Annotated in this window: 17 protein-coding genes; 11 read left to right on the top strand and 6 right to left on the bottom strand. The window is 72.7% G+C overall.

Features of this window, described 5'->3' with window-relative positions:
* On the top strand, positions 1-96 hold a 96-nt coding region (locus OO68_RS45905), incomplete at its 5' end, for an integrase core domain-containing protein (protein ID WP_033313852.1).
* Here OO68_RS45905 and OO68_RS37425 read toward each other — a convergent pair.
* Entirely contained in the window at positions 93-992 is a 900-nt protein-coding gene (locus OO68_RS37425) for an alpha/beta fold hydrolase (protein ID WP_033313853.1), read from the bottom strand. The genes OO68_RS45905 and OO68_RS37425 overlap by 4 nt on opposite strands.
* Positions 993-1088: 96 nt before the next feature.
* Positions 1089-3749 carry a DEAD/DEAH box helicase gene (locus OO68_RS37430; RefSeq protein ID WP_033313854.1) on the bottom strand — a complete coding sequence of 887 codons (2661 nt, stop codon included), beginning with the start codon at positions 3747-3749 and terminating at the stop codon, positions 1089-1091.
* A gap of 474 nt (positions 3750-4223) precedes the next feature.
* Here OO68_RS37430 and OO68_RS37440 point away from each other — a divergent pair, with 474 nt between their 5' ends.
* A complete protein-coding gene (locus OO68_RS37440; protein WP_033313892.1) occupies positions 4224-4973 on the top strand; it encodes a ferritin-like fold-containing protein in 750 nt (249 codons plus the stop codon).
* 54 nt (positions 4974-5027) lie between these two features.
* Here OO68_RS37440 and OO68_RS37445 read toward each other — a convergent pair whose 3' ends face one another.
* From OO68_RS37445 to OO68_RS37460, 4 genes are all read right to left on the bottom strand, one after another.
* A complete protein-coding gene (locus OO68_RS37445) occupies positions 5028-5297 on the bottom strand; it encodes a hypothetical protein (RefSeq protein WP_033313856.1) in 270 nt (89 codons plus the stop codon).
* A gap of 246 nt (positions 5298-5543) precedes the next feature.
* Positions 5544-5771 carry a DUF3107 domain-containing protein gene (locus OO68_RS37450; RefSeq protein ID WP_030854792.1) on the bottom strand — a complete coding sequence of 76 codons (228 nt, stop codon included), beginning with the start codon at positions 5769-5771 and terminating at the stop codon, positions 5544-5546.
* 135 nt (positions 5772-5906) lie between these two features.
* Positions 5907-6554 carry a TetR/AcrR family transcriptional regulator gene (locus tag OO68_RS37455; RefSeq protein WP_031132394.1) on the bottom strand — a complete coding sequence of 216 codons (648 nt, stop codon included), beginning with the start codon at positions 6552-6554 and terminating at the stop codon, positions 5907-5909.
* Between the two features lie 207 nt (positions 6555-6761).
* The gene (locus tag OO68_RS37460; protein ID WP_033313858.1) at positions 6762-6986 is read right to left on the bottom strand and encodes an Rv3202a family protein; all 225 of its coding nucleotides are present in this window, start codon (positions 6984-6986) and stop codon (positions 6762-6764) included.
* 255 nt (positions 6987-7241) lie between these two features.
* Here OO68_RS37460 and OO68_RS37465 point away from each other — a divergent pair, with 255 nt between their 5' ends.
* From OO68_RS37465 to OO68_RS37500, 9 genes are all read left to right on the top strand, one after another.
* The gene (locus OO68_RS37465) at positions 7242-8288 is read left to right on the top strand and encodes an alpha/beta fold hydrolase (RefSeq protein ID WP_033313859.1); all 1047 of its coding nucleotides are present in this window, start codon (positions 7242-7244) and stop codon (positions 8286-8288) included.
* Between the two features lie 8 nt (positions 8289-8296).
* Positions 8297-9970, top strand: a complete 1674-nt coding sequence (locus OO68_RS37470) for a DUF3152 domain-containing protein (RefSeq protein ID WP_033313861.1) — start codon at positions 8297-8299, stop codon at positions 9968-9970.
* Between the two features lie 68 nt (positions 9971-10038).
* Complete coding sequence (locus OO68_RS48525) at positions 10039-10131, top strand: Ms4533A family Cys-rich leader peptide (protein ID WP_311774658.1); 93 nt, start codon at positions 10039-10041, stop codon at positions 10129-10131.
* A 220-nt stretch (positions 10132-10351) separates the two neighbouring features.
* Entirely contained in the window at positions 10352-12070 is a 1719-nt protein-coding gene (locus OO68_RS37475; RefSeq protein ID WP_033313894.1) for an ABC transporter substrate-binding protein, read from the top strand.
* A 4-nt stretch (positions 12071-12074) separates the two neighbouring features.
* Positions 12075-13085 carry an ABC transporter permease gene (locus OO68_RS37480; protein ID WP_033313862.1) on the top strand — a complete coding sequence of 337 codons (1011 nt, stop codon included), beginning with the start codon at positions 12075-12077 and terminating at the stop codon, positions 13083-13085.
* A complete protein-coding gene (locus OO68_RS37485; RefSeq protein WP_033313863.1) occupies positions 13082-14080 on the top strand; it encodes an ABC transporter permease in 999 nt (332 codons plus the stop codon). The genes OO68_RS37480 and OO68_RS37485 overlap by 4 nt, the downstream gene beginning before the upstream one ends.
* Positions 14077-15669, top strand: coding sequence for a dipeptide ABC transporter ATP-binding protein (locus OO68_RS37490; protein ID WP_033313864.1), 1593 nt, complete (start codon positions 14077-14079; stop codon positions 15667-15669). The genes OO68_RS37485 and OO68_RS37490 overlap by 4 nt, the downstream gene beginning before the upstream one ends.
* Before the next feature lie 224 nt (positions 15670-15893).
* The gene (locus OO68_RS37495; protein WP_033313866.1) at positions 15894-17648 is read left to right on the top strand and encodes a DUF3492 domain-containing protein; all 1755 of its coding nucleotides are present in this window, start codon (positions 15894-15896) and stop codon (positions 17646-17648) included.
* Positions 17645-19066, top strand: a complete 1422-nt coding sequence (locus tag OO68_RS37500) for a hypothetical protein (protein WP_033313867.1) — start codon at positions 17645-17647, stop codon at positions 19064-19066. The genes OO68_RS37495 and OO68_RS37500 overlap by 4 nt, the downstream gene beginning before the upstream one ends.
* Positions 19067-19157 lie beyond the last annotated feature (91 nt).

Genomic DNA, 19157 nt, shown 5'->3' on the forward strand with positions numbered 1-19157 from the left:
TGGCTGGACTGGTACAACTACCACCGACCCCACACCGGAATCGGCGGCCAAACGCCAGCCAGCCGCGTCACCAACCTGCCCGAACAGCACACCTAGGGCGTCCGGGTGGCGGCCTTTGACGGGTCCGGCCCGACGCCGTCCCAGAAGTCGGCGAGGGCGTGGGCCGTCGGGAGCGGCTGATCGGCGTTGGGGGAGTGCTCGGCTCCGGTGACGACCGTGCGGTGCGCGTCCAGGCGCAGGGCCATGTCGTCCAGGATCGCCACCGGCCAGGTGTCGTCGTGCGCGCCCGACAGGACGTGGAACGGCAGCGGGACGGCGGCGAGTTCGGCCACGCGGTCCGGCTCGGTGCACAACTGGCGACCTGTCGCGAGCAGTTGTGCGGGGCTGTGGCCGAGCCAGCGGCGGCGCAACTGGTCCTGGTCACCGAGGCCGCGGGCCGGCCCGCCGACTTCCTCCGGCGGTCCCATGGCCTGGATGGCCTCCCACACCTCCTCCATCGACAGCACGGCGAGCGCGTCGCGCAGCAGCTTCACGCGCTGCTGCTGGGAGACGGAGATCTCCGCCGGGCCGGACGAGACCAGGGTGAAGGAGACGAAGGGGGAGTGGTCGAGCAGCACGGCCGCACGGGCGATCTGCCCGCCGAGTGAGTGCCCCACGAGGTGGACGGGCACGCCCAGCGCCTCGGCCTGTGCGAGCACGTCCCGCGCCAGTTCCCGCTGGGCGTAGGCGGATTCGTCGTGCAGGGGACCGGCCGACTCGTGCTGCCCGCGCCCGTCCACGGCGACGACCCGGTACCCCCGCTGTGCGAGCGGCTCGTGGAGCAACCGGAAGTCCTCCTTGCTCCCGGTGAACCCCGGCAGCATCAGGACGACTCCCCTGGCCTCCTCACCCGCCGCCGGCGGCGAGTCGACGACGGCGAACTCGCCGCGCGCGGTGCGCAGGGGGTAGGCGCGGGCGCCCGGGGGCGGGGGGAAGGCGGGGTGGCTGGTCACGGGGCGAGGGTAGCGGGTGGGAATCGCCCCTGGCCTCCGGGCGAATGCCGACGGCCCGGCTCCCCGTGAGGGGCCGGGCCGTCGGAGAGGGGTGTGTCAGCCCTCCGTGGGCTCCGCGGTGGCCGTGGCCTTGCGGGTGCGGCGGGCCCTGGGCTTCGCCTCCGTCGCGTCCTCCGCAGCGGCAGCCGTGGCGGCCGTGGCGGTCGTGGTCGCCTTGCGCGTGCGGCGCGGCTTGGCGGCCTCCGGCTCCTGATCCGCCTGTGCGGGGATCTCGGCGGGCTCGGCGGCCTTGCGGGTGCGGCGGCGCGGCTTGGCCTCCGTGCCCTCGGCCGTGTCGACGGCAGCCTCGGCCGCGGCGGCGGTCTTCCGCGTGCGGCGCGGCTTGGCCTCGGCGGCCTCTCCGTCCGGGGCGGCGGCGGTCTTCCGCGTGCGGCGCGGCTTGGCCTCGGCGGCCTCCCCGTCCGGGGCGGCCGCGGCGGTCTTCCGCGTCCTGTGCGGCTTGGCCTCGGCGGCCTCCGGCTCCTGAGCCGTCTGGGCCGGGATCTCGGCGACGGCCGCTGCGGCCGTCTTGCGGGTGCGGCGCGGCTTGGCCTCCGTGCCTTCGGCCGTGTCGACGGCGGCCTCCGCCGGGGCGGCGGTCTTGCGGGTGCGGCGCGGCTTGGTCTCCGCGGCCTCCGGAGCCGTGGCCGTGGTCTCGGTGGCCTCGGCCACCTCGGCGGTCTTGCGGGTGCGGCGGCGCGGCTTGGCCTCGGTGGCCTCCGCCGTGTCGACGGCGGCCTCGGCTGCCGCTGCCGTCGCCTTGCGCGTACGCCGGGGCTTCGCCTCGGCCGTCCCGGAGGTGTCCTCCGCCGTTGCGGCCGTCTTGCGCGTGCGGCGCGGCTTGGCTTCGGCCGCCTCGGCCGTGTCGACGCTCGCCTCGGCCTTCGCGGCCGTCTTGCGGGTACGGCGCGGCTTCGCCTCCACCGGCTCCGCAGCGGCCTCGGTGGTCCCCTCGGCCGTGTCGGCCGCGGACTCGGCCGCGGACGCCGCCGTGGCCTTGCGGGTGCGGCGGCGCGGCGTGGCGACGGCGGCCTCGGGCCGAGCGGTTTCCGCAGGGGCCTCGGTGACGGTCACCTGCTCCGGGACCGACGGCGTCACCGCGGCCTCGGTCTCCACCACGGGCGTCTCCGAGCGGCGCGTACGGCGCCGGCGCGGCTTCGCGGCCGTCTCCGGAGCCTCGGCCGTCGTGCCCTCCGCCGTCGCGACGGCGGTCTCCGCCTGCTCGGACACCGGGGACTCGACCGCCACGACCGGGGCCGCCTCGGGCTGGGCCCCGCCGCGGGTGCGGCGACGGCGGCGCGGGGTGCGCGGAACCGTGACGGCGTCCGCCTCGGCGGCACCGTCGCCGACCGTGGTGCCCGGCGCGGTCGTGCCGGTGGACTCCGGCGCCCCGTCCACCGCGGCCCCGCCACGGGTACGGCGGCGGCGACGCGGCGTACGCGAGGACCGCTCGCGGTCCTCCGAGCGGGACTCGTCCCGGTCGCCGCGGCCACCCCGGCCGCCGCGACCGCGCGGCCCGCGCCCGCCCGGCTCACCCAGGTCTTCCAGCTGCTCCGCGTCCAGCCCGGCGCGCGTACGCTCCGAGCGCGGCAGGATGCCCTTCGTGCCCTCGGGAATGCCGAGGTCGGAGTAGAGGTGCGGGGAGGTGGAGTACGTCTCCGGCGGGTCGTTGAAGTCCAGCTCCAGCGCCTTGTTGATCAGCTGCCAGCGCGGGATGTCGTCCCAGTCGACCAGGGTGATCGCCGTACCCTTCGCGCCCGCGCGGCCCGTACGGCCGATGCGGTGCAGGTACGTCTTCTCCTCCTCCGGCGACTGGTAGTTGATGACGTGCGTCACGCCCTCGACGTCGATGCCGCGGGCGGCGACGTCGGTGCAGACGAGTACGTCCACCTTGCCGTTGCGGAAGGCGCGCAGCGCCTGCTCGCGGGCGCCCTGGCCGAGGTCGCCGTGAACCGCCCCGGAGGCGAAACCGCGCTGCTTCAGCTGGTCCGCGAGATCGGCCGCCGTGCGCTTGGTGCGGCAGAAGACCATGGCCAGCCCCCGGCCCTCGGCCTGGAGGATGCGCGCGACCATCTCGGGCTTGTCCATGTTGTGCGCGCGGTAGATGTACTGCTTGGTGTTCGCGACCGTCGCGCCCGCGTCGTCCGGCGACGTGGCGCTGATGTGCGTGGGCTGCGACATGTAGCGGCGGGCGAGGCCGATGACCGCGCCCGGCATGGTCGCCGAGAACAGCATGGTCTGACGCCGCACCGGCAGCATGTTGATGATCTTCTCGACGTCGGGCAGGAAGCCCAGGTCGAGCATCTCGTCGGCCTCGTCGAGGACCAGCGACTTGATGTGCTTCAGGTTCAGCTTCTTCTGCCCGGCGAGGTCGAGGAGCCGGCCCGGGGTGCCGACGACCACGTCGACGCCCTTCTTCAGGGCCTCGACCTGGGGCTCGTAGGCCCGGCCGCCGTAGATGGCGAGGACCCGTACGTTGCGCACTTTGCCCGCGGTCAGCAGGTCGTTGGTGACCTGCGTGCACAGCTCGCGCGTGGGGACGACGACGAGCGCCTGCGGGGCCTCGGTGAGCGCCTCGGGCTCGGCGCGCCCGGCCTCGACGTCGGCGGGGACGGTGACGCGCTCCAGGAGCGGGAGACCGAAGCCCAGCGTCTTGCCGGTGCCGGTCTTGGCCTGGCCGATGACGTCCTTGCCCGAGAGGGCGACGGGGAGCGTCATCTCCTGGATGGGGAAGGGGGTGATGATGCCGACGGCCTCAAGGGCCTCGGCGGTCTCGGGGAGGATTCCGAGCTCTCGGAACGTAGTCAGGGTGCTGCCTCTTCTGTGTGGGCGGCGCGAGGCGAGCGCGGGGTCGTGTCAGACCGTGCCGGGGACGTCGGCTGCCTACGGGCGGGCCGTAGAGCACGGGACCGCGCCGACGCTCTAGCGCTCGTGCCGCTGAGGGTGTCCCCTCCGGGTCTCGTACGCACTGGGGCGGACGGCCGGGGAGGGCTGTCGGGTCGGAGCCGATCGGGCCACCGACCGGGCATCCTCATACGTGCGGCCTGTCGAGGTACGTCGACGTACCAGCAGGCGCATTACCACCATACCCCGGAATCGCGCACATGCGATGGCCGATTCGGTCACGTAGTCGTCGTCACAGTGAATGACCAGGGCCTTACGCCCCCCGGCGGGCAGACTATTGTGCGCTTCATGACGAGCTCTGACAAGCCTGAGAACGCCTCGGACACCGCCGCCGCCGAACCGACCTCGGTCGCCGCCCGGGACTGGGCGACGGCCTCCGCCGACCCGCAGTACCGCGCCGCGGTCGTGGACCTGCTCGGTGCGCTTGCGTACGGGGAGCTGGCGGCGTTCGAGCGGCTCGCGGAGGACGCCAAGCTGGCGCCGACACTGGCGGACAAGGCGGAGCTGGCGAAGATGGCGTCGGCGGAGTTCCACCACTTCGAGAGGCTGCGCGACCGGCTCGCCGAGATCGGGGAGGAGCCGACGCGGGCGATGGAGCCCTTCGTCGCCGCGTACGACGGGTTCCACAAGCAGACGGCCCCCTCGGACTGGCTGGAGGGCCTTGTCAAGGCCTACGTCGGCGACTCCATCGCCAGCGACTTCTACCGGGAGGTCGCCGCCCGGCTGGACTCCGACTCCCGCAATCTCGTGCTGGCCGTGCTCGACGACACGGGGCACGGCGGCTTCGCCGTGGAGAAGGTGCGGGCCGCGATCGACGCCGACCCGCGCGTGGGCGGGCGGCTCGCGCTGTGGGCGCGGCGGCTGATGGGCGAGGCCCTGTCGCAGTCCCAGCGGGTGGTCGCCGACCGCGACGCGCTGTCGACCATGCTGGTGGGCGGTGTCGCGGACGGCTTCGACCTCGCCGAGGTCGGCAAGATGTTCTCCCGGATCACCGAGGCCCACACCAAGCGGATGGCCGCGCTGGGACTGGCCGCCTAGTCCATCGCCGGGCGGCCGGGCCACGTCGTCAGCGCCACCACCGTCGGCGACTGCTCAGGCGGTCGCCGACCGGCGGCGCAGTCTTCCCGCGGGGCGCAGCAGCAGCGACAGCGAGGCCACGGAGACGATCACCGCACCGAGCAGCACGAGCAGCACGTGCCCGGCGTCCAGCGCGCTGTGCATGACGAAGGCCCCGAAGAGGGCGCCGGCGACACCGGTCGACAGCACCATGGGGCGCGCCGGGAGACGGTGCGACAGGCGGTGCGTGGCCGCCCACGCCAGAGCCAGGCCGAGGATCGCGGAGCTCAGCGCTTCCAGGAGCATGTCGGGGTCCCTCCCACACGGCCGGATGCCCACATCGGTCGTAGCCCGTCTTACCCCTGACCTGCGAAATCCAATCCACCCCTGTGGGCGACTTGTGCTCCATCCGTGGAGGAAGCGGTGTACCGCAAGGGGCCGGGGAACGCGAAGGGGCCTGGGAGCGCGAAGGGCGCGCATGCGCATGAAGGGCGCGCATACGCGAAGGGGGCGGAACGGCCGGCAGCCGTTCCGCCCCCTTCGCGTATGCGCCTACAGCGCGCCGAAGCCCACCTTGCGCGGGGCCGGCTCACCGATCTCGACGTACGCGAGACGGTCGGCCGGGACGAGGAGCTTGCGGCCGTGCTCGTCCACGAGGCTCAGCAGCTGCGACTTGCCTGCCAGTGCCTCGGCGACCACGCGCTCGACCTCCTCGGCAGTCTGACCGCTCTCCAGAACGATCTCGCGGGGCGCGTGCTGCACGCCGATCTTGACCTCCACGGCTATGTCCCTCCGACGGTCAGTGATGTGCGCGACCTTCCGCGCCGTACGCAGCACACATTAGCCCGGTGAGGGGACGTACATGGTCCGCCCGAGAACGCCACGAGCGAACACCGGACGGGAACAAGGCGCCCCTCAGTGGTGCGGCTGGTCCATGCCGTGCAGCGGGAAGCCCGCGATACCGCGCCACGCAAGCGACGTGAGCAGCTGTACGGCCTGGTCGCGCGGCACGCTGCGGTCGCTGTGCAGCCAGGACCGCGCCACCACCTGGGCCAGGCCGCCCAGGCCCGAGGCGAGCAGCATCGACTCCGCGCGCGACAGGCCGGTGTCCTCGGCGATGACGTCGCAGATCGCCTCCGCGCACTCGTTCGTGACCTTGTCGACGCGCTCGCGCACGGCGGGCTCGTTCGTCAGGTCCGACTCGAAGACCAGGCGGAAGGCGCCGCCGTCGTCCTCGACGTAGGCGAAGTAGGCGTCCATCGTCGCCCGGACGCGCTGCTTGTTGTCGGTCGTCGACGCGAGCGCGTTCCGCACGGACTGGATGAGCGACTCGCAGTGCTGGTCCAGCAGCGCGAGATAGAGGTCGAGCTTGCCCGGGAAGTGCTGGTAGAGCACCGGCTTGCTGACGCCCGCGCGCTCCGCGATGTCGTCCATCGCGGCCGCGTGGTAGCCCTGGGCCACGAAGACCTCCTGGGCGGCGCCCAGGAGCTGGTTGCGTCGGGCACGGCGCGGCAGGCGTGTGCCCCGCGGGCGAACCGCCTCTGTCTGCTCGATGGCTGTCACGCCGCCTCCCATGTTCGTCCATGTGCGGATCTGGCCGCGTCGCCATCGTACTTTTCGGTAACCGTGGTGTGCGCGGTGAGAACGCAGAATTTCACGGACCGGACGGTTGCGAAAGCGGTTGCGAAGGTTTCAAACAGGGTCAGAGCGGGCAAACTGCTGCCTCTTTCCTGTTCGTGGGAGCTGCTCGTCGCCCGTCGGCGGCGAGTGTCACCGGTAGTCGTCCTCGTCGAGCGAGACGATCCGGGCCTGCTCCACCAGGTCGGCCTCATTGGCGCGGTCCGGGTCGACGGCGGTCAGCGGGTCGTCGCGGTCCGGCGCGATGTCCGCCTGCTGCTCGGCCGCGTCGACCTCGGGGGCCTCGACGTCGAACTCCTGCGCCTGTGGCGCGTCCTCGGCCTCGAACGTCTCGGGGTCGGTGGGGTCTACGGCCATGCTGGGCTCCCTTCCTACGAACGTCCCTGGGAATGCAGGGGCCACACGCGGGTGCCCTCTGTACGAGCCTAGGAGACACCCGATCCGGACGCTATGCGATCCGCGTCCGGGACGTGACACAGTGCGCATTCCCTTCACTGCTACCCGCAGCTGTCCGGGTGCCTCCACTTCCGCCTCCGCAACGGGCCGAATCCTGTGACGGCGAACACAGGCGAACACATGAGTCACTGCGTGATCGTCTCGTAACATTGCCGCATGTCTTCGACCGAGCTGCCGTTCGTGCCGCCCGCCAATGTGCTGCCGAAGGTGGGGACCGTCCGGGTCGCGGAGGGGGAGCGCCTGCGGTCGGTCGAGCTGCCCGGCGTCACGCTGACGGTCCGGTCGAGGCCTCCCGCGCGCGAGGGGCTGCCGCCCGCGCTGTACGTGCACGGGCTCGGCGGTTCCTCACAGAACTGGTCGGCGCTGATGGCGCTGCTGGACGGCGACGTCGACGGCGAGGCCCTCGACCTGCCCGGCTTCGGCGACTCCCCGCCACCGGACGACGGCAACTACTCCGTCACGGGCCACGCGCGCGCCGTCATCCGTTACCTCGACGCCTCCGGGCGCGGCCCCGTGCACCTGTTCGGGAACTCGCTCGGCGGCGCCATCACCACACGTGTCGCCGCGGTCCGGCCCGATCTGGTCCGTACGCTCACCCTTGTGTCGCCCGCCCTGCCGGAGATCCGAGTGCAGCGCGCCGCCGTGCCCACGGGGCTCCTGGCGGTGCCCGGAGTCGCCCTGCTCTTCACCCGGCTCACCCGCGATTGGACGGCGGAGCAGCGGGTCCGCGGCGTGATGGCGCTGTGTTACGGAGACCCCGGGCGGGTGACGCCGGAAGGATTCCGCAACGCCGTGCAGGAGATGGAGCGGCGGCTGCGGCTGCCGTACTTCTGGGACGCGATGGCGCGCTCCGCGCGAGGGATCGTCAACGCGTACACCCTGGGCGGCCAGCAGGGGCTCTGGCGCCAGGCCGAACGGGTCCTCGCCCCGACCCTCCTCGTCTACGGCGGCCGCGACCAGCTCGTCGGCTTCCGCATGGCACAGAAGGCGGCCCGGGCCTTCCGCGACTCCCGGCTCGTGACGTTGCCCGACGCGGGCCATGTGGCGATGATGGAGTACCCGGAGACGGTGGCTCTGGCGTTTCGTGAACTCCTCGAAGACGCGGGAGAGTTGGGCGCGCAGCGAGCGAGGCGGGCCGGCCGGGCGGACACCGGGGGCGACGCCGTCGACGAAGCAGGAACCGACGAGAGCATGGGGGGCTGAGGCGCGACGTGGGACGCCACAGCCGCCGCGGACCGGTCGCCAAGGGCGACAGCGCGGACACAACCGCAGTACGGGACGGCCGGGCCGGGGCCGCGCAGGGGCAGAGGCCGGGCCAGGCGCCGGACGCCGGCCGTGGAGCCAGGACCGCACCGCCCGGCGCCCCGCAGGGCGGCTGGCCGTCGCAGGGCCCGCGCAGGGTGCCGGGGCCGCGGCCCGCGCCGGCTGAGGGGACGCCGCCGCCACCCGGCATGCCCCGCCTCCCCGACGGCTGGCACCCGCACGGCACACCGCCCCAGGGCCTCCCGCGCCTGCCGGACGGCACGCCGGTGCGTGGGGTGCCGCGGCTCGCGGACGGGACTCCGGCGCGGGGTGTTCCGGGGTTGGCGGATGGGACTCCTGCGCATGGTGTGCCGAGGTTGGCTGATGGGGCCCCTGGGCACGGCGTTTCTCGGCTGCCCGATGGGACTCCCGCGCACGGGATGCCACGGGTGGCCGGTGGTACGCCGCCGCGCGGTGTGCCGCGGCTGCCCGACGGCCCGCCCGCGCACGGCTTTCCGCAGGCCCGCGGCGGGCATCCCGAGCAGCGCGAAGCAGGAGGCGCCTGGGGTGAGTTGAGAGGGAACGGCGGGGCACCCGCCGAAGTCGGTGTTCCCATACCGCGGCAGCGCCGGGCCTCCGTGCCCGGGCCGCGGCAGGACTATCTCGATGCCTTCGTCGACGAGGAGGACGACGTCTTCGCGCCCCGTACGCCCGGCTCCGCGCACGCCGCGGACGCCTACGCCTCCGTCACGGACTGGAGCGTCGGCAGCGCCGCCGACTCCGGGTCCGGGTCCGGCGGCCAGGACGACGCGAGGCCCACCGGCGCGCCCGTGCCGGGCAAGGGCGGCAAGGGCCGTGCCTTCACCGGCATCGCGGCCGCGGCCGTCACCACCGTGCTGGCCGTCGTCGTCGCCGGCCAGGTCACCGACGACAACGGCGGCGCCGGCGTGCAGTCGCAGTCCGCCCCCGACCGGGGCCGCGACGTCCGCGACTCCGCGTCCCGCGCGGACGGCCGGGCACCCGCCCCCGAGGTCAAGCCGCTGACGTACGACGAGAAGATGAGCCGGACCTACCCGCTCGGCGCCGAGCTCAAGGGTTCCGGGAGGTTCGACGCCGTCCCCGGCATCGCCGAGGCGCCGGGCGCCGGGCAGAAGTTCACCTACCGCGTCGACGTGGAACAGGGACTCGGACTCGACGGCGCCCTGTTCGCCGAGGCCGTGCAGCAGACGCTCAACGACCGGCGCAGCTGGGCCCACAACGGCGCCCGCACCTTCGAGCGCATCTACTCCGGCAAGCCCGATTTCGTGATCACTCTCGCCAGCCCCGGCACGACCGCCGACTGGTGTGCCAAGTCGGGCCTGGACACCACCCAGGACAACGTCTCCTGCGACTCGGCCGCTACCGAACGCGTGATGATCAACGCCTACCGGTGGGCCCAGGGCTCACCGACCTACGGCGACAGCAAGATCCACGCCTACCGGCAGATGCTGATCAACCACGAGGTCGGCCACCGCCTCGGCTACAACCACGTCACCTGCGACAAGAACGGCGACCTCGCGCCGGTCATGCAGCAGCAGACCAAGTTCCTCGACCACGACGGAATCCACTGCCGCGCCAACCCCTGGGCCTACCCCGGCAGTTGACGATCGGCACCGGTGGTGTGGCACGGCTCGCGTTGACATGCTCGGAAAGTTCGATCATATTTCTGAGCATGTCGCCCCGCCACGTCTCCGTTCGCGCCGCCATCGAGCTGGCGCTCATCGGCGTGACCCCGCTGTGCGTGGCCGACATTCACTGTTGCTGACGCCCGCCCCAGGCGCGCGTCGCTGACCTTCCCGTGACCCTGTCGCGGCTTTTCGACGACCCGGCGCCGGGCAGACGTCTGTCTTCTTTCGTCTCACCCTTCGTCATTTCGTCTCGCGATCCGAGATCTGTGATCAGTGATCCGTGATCTGTGATTCAAGATCCGTTTCTGTGATCCGTGATCCGTGATCCGGGACGCCTTCCGAGAGGTCGTCATGGTGATGCGCCATCCGTCCGTCAGAGCGCGCCGCGTGGCCGCGGCATCCGTCAGCCTGGTCCTGGCAGCGGGTGCCGCCGCCTGCGGGCCGAAGGACAACGATGCCAAGGGCGCCGGCGGCGACTCCGCGCCCCACAAGGGCGGCACCCTCACCGTCCTGAACGCCAACGCCCAGCAGGACTTCGACCCGGCCCGCCTCTACACCTCCGGCGGCGGCAACGTCCCGTCCCTGGTCTTCCGCACGCTCACCACCCGCAACCGCGAGAACGGCGCCGCCGGCGCGAAGGTCGTCCCCGACCTCGCCACCGACACCGGGCGTCCCAACAAGGACGCGACCGTCTGGACGTACACCCTGAAGGAGGGCCTGAAGTACGAAGACGGCACCACCATCACCTCGGCCGACATCAAGTACGGCATCGAGCGCTCCTTCGCCCCCGAACTGTCGGGCGGCGCCCCCTATCTGCGGGACTGGCTCGTCGGGGCCGCCGGCTACCAGGGCCCGTACAAGGACAACAAGGGCCTCGACGCGATCGAGACGCCGGACGAGCGGACCATCGTCTTCCACCTGAACAAGCCCGAGGGCGAGTTCCCCTACCTGGCCACGCAGACGCAGTTCACGCCCGTCCCGAAGAGCAAGGACACCGGCACGAAGTACGAGGAGCACCCGGTCTCCTCCGGGCCGTACAAGGTCGTGCGGAACGACAACGACGGAGAGCGGCTGGTCCTGGAGCGCAACCCGCACTGGTCCGCCGCTACCGACGCCGAGCGCAAGGCCTACCCGGACAAGATCGACGTACGGTCCGGGCTCGACTCGTCCGTGATCAACCAGCGCCTGTCCGCGTCCCAGGGAGCGGACGCCGCCGCCGTCACCACGGACACCAACCTCGGCCCGGCCGAACTGGCCAAGGTCACCGGGGACAAGGACCTCGCCTCCCGCGTCGGCACCGGGCACTTCGGCTACACCAACTACATCGCGTTCAACCCGTCCATCAAGCCGTTCGGCAACGCCAAGGTGCGGCAGGCGATCTCGTACGCCATCGACCGGTCGTCCGTGGTGAACGCCGCGGGGGGTTCCGCCCTGGCCGAGCCCGCCACCACCTTCCTGCCCGACCAGAAGTCCTTCGGCTACACGCCCTACGACCTCTTCCCCGCGGGCAAGGCCGGCGACCCGGCCAAGGCCAAGGCGCTGCTGAAGGAGGCCGGATATGCGAAGGGCCTCACCGTCACGCTGACGCATTCCAACGCCAAGGACTTCGAGACCAGCCCCGAGATCGCGACCGCCATCCAGGACGCCCTCAAGAAGGCCGGCATCACCGTCAAGCTCCAGGGTCTGGAGGAGAACGACTACTCCGACAAGATCCACAATGTGAAGACCGAGCCCGGCTTCTTCCTCGCCCACTGGGGTGCCGACTGGCCCTCCGGCGGTCCGTTCCTCGCCCCGATCTTCGACGGCCGTCAGATCGTCGAGGACGGCGCGAACTTCAACACCGGCCTGCTGAACGACAAGTCCGTCAATGCCGAGATTGACGCGATCAACAAGTTGACGGATCTTGACCAGGCAGCCAAGAGGTGGGGTGCACTGGACAAGAAGATCGGCGAGAAGGCCCTGACCGTCCCGCTGTTCCACCCCGTCTACACGCGCCTGTACGGCGAGGACGTCAAGAACATCGTGATCAGCGACTGGACCGGTGTGCTGGACATCTCGCAGGTCGCGGTGAAGTGACGCCGTGAGTGAGGCACTTCTCGCCGCCGAGGCGGCCGTGACGGACCCTGCCGTCCCGGCCGCCTCGGGGGCCCGTCAGTTCTGGCGGCGGCTGCGCACGCAGCGCGCCGCCCTCGTCGCGGCCGGAGTCGTCGCGTTGCTCGTCCTGGTCGCGCTCGCCGCGCCGCTGCTCACCGCCGTCGAGGGCCAGGACCCGACCACCTACCACCCGTCCCTCGTGGACTCCGCACGCGGCGGCGTGCCCATCGGATCCTTCGGCGGAGCGAGCGCCGACCACTGGTTCGGCGTCGAACCGCAGACCGGCCGGGACCTGTTCGCGCGGCTGGTGTACGGCGCGCGCGTGTCACTGGGCGTCGCGCTGGCCGCGACCGTCGTACAGGTCGCCATCGGCATCACCCTGGGTGTCGCGGCCGCGCTGGGCAAGCGATGGGTTGATCAACTGTTGAGCCGGTTCACGGACATCATCGTCGCCATGCCGCTCATGATCATGTCGCTGGCGCTGCTCGCGATCGTCCCGGCGAGCTTCCCGCGGCCCGTGCTCGTCGCGCTCGTCATCGGCCTGATCGGCTGGGGCAACATCGCCAGGATCGTGCGCGCGCAGACCCTCACCCTCAAGGAGCTCGACCACGTCTCCGCGGCCCGGCTCAGCGGCTGGGGCACCTGGAGCATCGCCCGCCGCGAACTGCTGCCCGGGATCGCCGCCCCCGTCATCACCTACGCCGCGCTGCTCGTCCCGTCGAACATCACCGTCGAGGCCGCGCTCTCCTTCCTCGGCGTCGGTGTGAAGCCTCCGACGCCCTCATGGGGACAGATGCTCACCGCCGCCGACGTCTGGTACCAGGCCGCTCCGCAGTACCTGCTGCTGCCCGCGGGCGCCCTGTTCGTCACCGTGCTCGCCCTCACGGTCCTCGGCGACGGGATCCGCACGGCCCTCGACCCGCGCGCGGCCTCCCGGCTGCGCATCGGCACCGGACGCAGGCGGGAGTCCAAAGCGCCCGGGGGAGGGACGGCATGAACGGGTTCACCGGTTTCGTCCTGCGCCGCGCCGTCGGTGCCGGAGTCACCCTGCTCGCCATCTCGGTGATCGTCTACGTCGTCTTCTACGCCACCCCAGGCAACGTCGCCCAGATCACCTGCGGTCCGCGCTGCTCACCGGAACAGGTGCACCAGGTGGCCCGGCAACTGAACCTCGACGACCCGCTGTTCGTCCGGTTCGGGCACTTCCTCCAAGGCCTCGTCGCCGGCCAGGACTACTCGACCGGCACGTCCGTGCAGCACTGCTCCGCGCCCTGCCTCGGCCTGTCGTACCAGAGCGACCAGCAGGTCATGCAGCTGATCTGGGCGAAGCTCCCCGTCAGTCTGTCCCTGGTGGCCGGCGCGATGGTGCTCTGGCTGATCCTCGGGGTGGGCACCGGCATGCTCTCCGCCTGGCGGCGCGGCCGGTTCTCCGAGAGGGTGCTGACCGGCGTCACCCTCGCGGGCACGGCCACCCCGGTCTTCGTGATCGGCCTGATCCTGATGATCGTCGTCTGCGGGGAACTGCGGCTGCTGCCCTTCCCGCAGTACGTCGCCCTCACCGACGACCCCGAACAGTGGGCGTGGAACCTGCTGCTGCCCTGGCTGTCGCTCGCCCTCATCGAGGCCGCCGCGTTCGCCCGGCTCACCCGGGCATCCATGCTGGAGACACTGGCCGAGGACCACATCCGCACCTTCCGCGCGTACGGCGTCGGCGAACGGTCGATCGTCGGACGGCACGCCCTGCGCGGTGCGTTCGCGCCGGTCATCGCACTGAACGCCAACAACGTCGGCTCGGCCATCGGCGGCGCCGTACTCACCGAGACGCTGTTCGGCCTGCCCGGCATCGGACAGGAGCTCGTCCATGCCGTCAACGTCGTCGACCTGCCGGTCGTGGTCGGCATGGTCCTGGTCATCGGATTCTTCGTGGTCCTCGCCAACGCCGTCGCGGACGTCCTGTACGCGGTGGCCGACCGACGGGTGGTGCTGACATGAGCCTGGTCGACGTGACCGGCCTGCGCGTGGACTTCGGCGCGCTGCGCGCCGTCGACGGACTCTCCTTCCGCCTGGAGGAGGGCGCCGCCCTCGCCCTGGTCGGAGAGTCCGGCTCCGGCAAGTCGACCGTGGCGTCCGCGCTGCTCGGCCTGCACCGTGGCACGGGCGCTCGGGTCGAGGGCACCGTCGAGGTGGCCGGCACCGATGTGCAGCACGCCTCCGATGAGGAGCTTCGCCGGCTGCGCGGCGGGCGGGCCGCCATGGTCTTCCAGGATCCGCTGTCCTCCCTCGACCCGTACTACGCGGTCGGCGACCAGATCGCCGAGGTGTACCGCGTGCACGCCCGCGCGTCCCGGCGGGCGGCACGCGCGCGTGCCGTGGAAGTCCTGAACCGGGTGGGCATCCCGGACGCGGTCCGGCGATCCCGGTTCCGGCCGCACGAGTTCAGCGGCGGTATGCGCCAGCGCGCCCTGATCGCGATGGCGCTCGCGTGCGAACCCCGGCTGCTGATCGCCGACGAGCCGACGACCGCCCTCGACGTGACCGTCCAGGCCCAGGTCCTCGACCTGCTCCAGACTCTGCGCGAGGAGACCGGCATGGGCCTGCTGCTCGTCACGCACGATGTGGGTGTCGCCGCCGAGAGCGTCGACGAGGTGCTGGTGATGCGGCACGGCAAGGCGGTCGAGCACGGACCGGTCACCGGCGTGCTGGGCGCACCGGCCGAGCCGTACACCCGGGAACTCCTGGCCGCGGTTCCCCGGCTGGACGCGCCGCGGAAGACCTCGACGGCCCCCGAGGAAGTCGTCCTGGAGGCGGACGGCCTCAGGCGCGTGTTCGGGCGCGGGAAGCGGGCCTTCACCGCCGTGGACGACGTGTCCCTGACCCTGCGCCGCGGGGAGACCCTCGGGATCGTCGGCGAGAGCGGCAGCGGCAAGACGACCCTCGGACGCATGCTCGTCGGGCTGCTGGAGCCGACGGCGGGAACGCTGACCTTCGAGGGCCGTCCGCACGCAGGGGTGACCCCGGCCGTGCAGATGGTCTTCCAGGACCCCGTCTCCTCCCTCAACCCGCGCCGCAGCGTGGGCGAGTCCATCGCCGACCCGCTGCGCGCCCGGGGCGAGCGGCAGGAAGGGCGCATCCGCGAGCGCGTGGGTGAACTGCTGGTGCGCGTGGGGCTCGACGCGGCTCACTACGACCGCTATCCCCATGAGTTCAGCGGCGGGCAGCGCCAGCGTGTCGGCATCGCCCGGGCGCTCGCGGCCGACCCACGCGTCATCGTCTGCGACGAGCCGGTCTCAGCCCTCGACGTCACCACCCAGGCGCATGTGGTCGACCTGCTCGCGGAGTTGCAGCGCGAACTCGGGCTCGCACTCGTCTTCGTCGCGCACGACCTGGCCGTCGTCCGCCAGGCCAGCGACCGGGTCGCGGTGATGCGGCGGGGCAGGGTCGTCGAGGAGGGGCCCGTCGAGGACGTGTACGAGTCGCCGAGCGACCCCTACACCCGGCAGTTGCTGGCCGCCGTGCCGGCGCTGGACCCGGAGGCCGCCGAGCGACGCCGGGTGCAGCGGGAGGAGTTGGCCACAGCATGACACCGTCATCGGCGCGGGAGCCGGCCGCGGCGTGACGATCCGTGTCCGCTTGATCTCCTAGCGCGACAGAACGCGATCCGCGCAGGAAAGTTACGACCGTTCACCCCTTTTGGTGGTGCGACGGACAACCGTCCGTCGCACCACCGCCTTGTCCGCATACGTTCGTCCCGCTGCGAGCCGCCGGGCAACGGCGGCTCCCCATACGGGAGATCGGGGGTGCACTCGTGCGCATCGGACTGCTTACGGAAGGTGGCTATCCGTATGTGAGCGGTGACGCCAGGCTCTGGTGCGACCGGCTGGTGCACGGACTCGCCCAGCACGAGTTCGACGTCTACGCGCTCAGCCGCAGCCAGCACCAGGAGGACGAGGGCTGGATCCCGCTGCCACGGAACGTCCGCAGGGTGCGCACCGCGCCACTCTGGATGGCCGAGGACGACGAGGTGGCGCTCGGGCGCCGCGCGCGCCGGCGGTTCACCGAGTGCTTCGGGGAACTGGCCGCCGTGCTGTGCGGGGCGCCGGGGGCTTCGCCGGGAGGTGCTTCCGGTGCTGCCGGGGGGATCTCCGGGAGCGCCTCCAGTGCCACCGGAGGCGCTCCGACCTCGGAGGCGGACCGTTTCGCCAACGCTCTGTACGGGCTCGCCGAACTCGCCCGCGAGGAGGGCGGACTGACGGGAGCCCTCCGGTCGGAGGCCGCCGTACGCACCCTGGAACGCGCCTGTCGCGCGCCCGGCGCTCACCGCACGGCCCGTGAGGCGCGCGTACCGGATCTGCTCACCGTCGCCACACACCTGGAACGCGCCCTGCGCCCCCTCTCCCTCGACTGGTACGAGGACGACGGGCTCGGTGCGGTCGACCTCTGCCACGCGGCATCCGGCGGCACGGCCGCCCTGCCGGGCCTGCTCGCCCGGCACTTCACCGGCGTGCCCCTGATGGTGACCGAGTACGGCGTGCGTCTGCGGACGCACTACCTCACCGCCCCGGACGCCCCACCCGCCGTACGGTCCCTGCTGGCGGCCCTCCAGGGCCGGCTCGCGGCCGAGGCCTACAGGCAGGCCGAGGTCGTCACCGCCGGCAACACCCACGCCCGCCGCTGGCAGGAACGCTGCGGTGCCGAGCGCGAGAAGCTCCGCACGGTCTACCCCGGCATGAATGCCCGGCCCTTCGCCGAGGTGGGCGAGTCGCCGGACTGCGTCGACCCCGACACGCTGGTCTGGGTCGGCCGCGTCGAGCCCGCCAAGGACCTGGTCTCGCTGCTGCACGCCTTCGCGGAGGTCCGCAAACAGTCGCCGAGGACCCGCCTGCGCATCGTCGGCACGCCCGCCGGCCCCGAGGGCGCGGCCTACCTCGGCCACTGCAGGACGCTGGCCGCCCAGCTCTTCCCCGACGAGGCCGAGGGCCCGCACGCCGCCGGAGACAACCCGGTGTCCTTCGAGGAGACCGGCGGCCCCGAACTCCCGGCCCTCGCCGACGCCTACGCCTCGGGCGCCGTGACCGTCCTCTCCAGCGTCGTCGAGGGTTTCCCCGTCGGCCTCGTGGAGGCCATGCTCTGCGGTCGCGCGACGGTGTCGACGGACGTCGGCGCGGTCGTGGAGGTCATCGGAGGTACGGGGCTCGTCGTACCGCCGCGCAACCCGCGGGCGCTCGCCGAGGCGTGCGTGGCACTGCTGCGCGACCCCGAGCGGCGTGCGCGCCTGGGAGCCGCCGCTCGCGCCCGGGCCCTCGAACTGTTCACGGTCGAGCAGAACATCGAGGCATTTCACGGCATTTACCTGGAGATCGTCTCCCGGGCACCCGTCCGCCGGGCCCTCCTCGACGGAGCGGGAGAGCCGCTGCCGTTCGCGATTCCCGCCGAAGCGCATGTGTCCGTCCGCTGGACCGCCGCCTCGCCCGACCTCGCCGCCCGCGGCGGCCCCGGCTGGGCTGCGAGCAGGCCCGTACGCGCGACCACTCCGCTCCCCGCCCCGGAGGGCGCCCGATGAGCGACTTGGACGAACTGGACCGTCCGGGAACCGCACCCCACCCCGGGACACGGGATGTCCACCCGGAGAAGGAACCGGCCACGACGATCACGAACTCGGCCACCACGGACTCGCCCACGACGGACTCCGCCCCGGCGCACTCGGCCGTCACGGACCCGACAGCTCCTGAGGCGGCCGCCGACCCCAAGGTGCCAGGAAGCCGGAAGCCGGCCTCAGGCCCCAAGGTGCCCGGGACGGCTGAGCCGGCCGCCGGCCGCAAGGTGCCCGGGACGGCTGGGCCGGCCGCCGGCCGCAAGGCGTCCGCCCCGCGTCGGGGCGCTGCCGACCCGGTGAAGGCGCTGATGCACCGGCACCGGGAGCTCTGCGAGCGTGCGGTGGACCCCCTCGAGATCGCCGCGGGACTGGAGGCGCACGGCATCACCGACCGGACCGCCGCCCGCTTCCGCCACCGGGACGTCTTCTCCCTCGCCGAGGAGATGTACGCGCGCGTCTCCCGTGACGGGGACACGCCCCTGCCCGCCCCACCCGCCACGCCCCGGGTGCGCGCCGGCTGGGCCCTTCTGAGCCTGCTGCCCGGTGCGCTGTGCGCCGCCGCCGTGACCGCCGTGCACCTCAGCCATGGCCAGTCACGCCTGCTCGCGGCCGCAGCCGGTGGCCTCGCCGTGGCCCTGGCGCTCCGCGCGGCCCTGCGCCGCGGCCCCCTCAGCAGGACCGATGCGGCCCGGCCCGGACCACGGCCCGGCGCGGCCTCCGGCCGGACCACCCCCTGGACCGTGTGGCTCATCGCCTACTCCCTCCTGGGCAACGGCCTGCTCGACAGCGCCCTCGCCGGAGGCCCCGCCGCCCTGCCCACCGGCACGGCCGACGGCCCCTGGCCCCTCACCGCCGCCCCGGTCCTGGCCCTCGCCCTGGCCTGCGCGCCCGCCGCCTGGACCGCGCACCTCTTCACCGTGCGCACCCGTCGCCGACTCGGGGCCAGCCGCGGCCTGGAGGACTTCGCCGCCGCCGTACGCCCCCTCCTGCTCGGCACGATCGCCCTGTTCCTGGGCGCCCTGGCGGGTCTGGTCACCCTCTGCGCGGCAGTCCTCGACGAGCCCGCGGTCCTCGCGCAGGCCCTGGCCCTGGGCTCCCTCCTGTTCCTGGCCCGCCTCCTCACCACGCACGGCTTCACCTACGCCCCCGCCGTGGTCCTCACCGCGGCGGCCACGATCGAGGCGGCCGCCCTCGCCACGGTCTTCGCCTCCCGCCTCCCCGGTCTGGGCTTCCTCGCCACTCCCGTCGAAACCCTCGTCGCCCCCTGGGGCGCCGGGAGCGTCCCCGCGCTCGCCTGCGGGGTGGCGGCCCTGACCCTCCTGGTCCACGCGACCCGCAAGCTGACCCGGGCCTCGGCCCACGCACCGCCGGAACCCGCGCCGTGACCGCCCCGGACACCGGCCCCACCGCCACGGGCGGCACCCGCCCCGTCCCTTCCTTTCCGCTCCCTTCCTTTCCGCCCCGAGGAGAAATCGC

The organism is Streptomyces iakyrus (genome assembly GCF_000717055.1).
GTDB lineage: Bacteria > Actinomycetota > Actinomycetes > Streptomycetales > Streptomycetaceae > Streptomyces > Streptomyces iakyrus.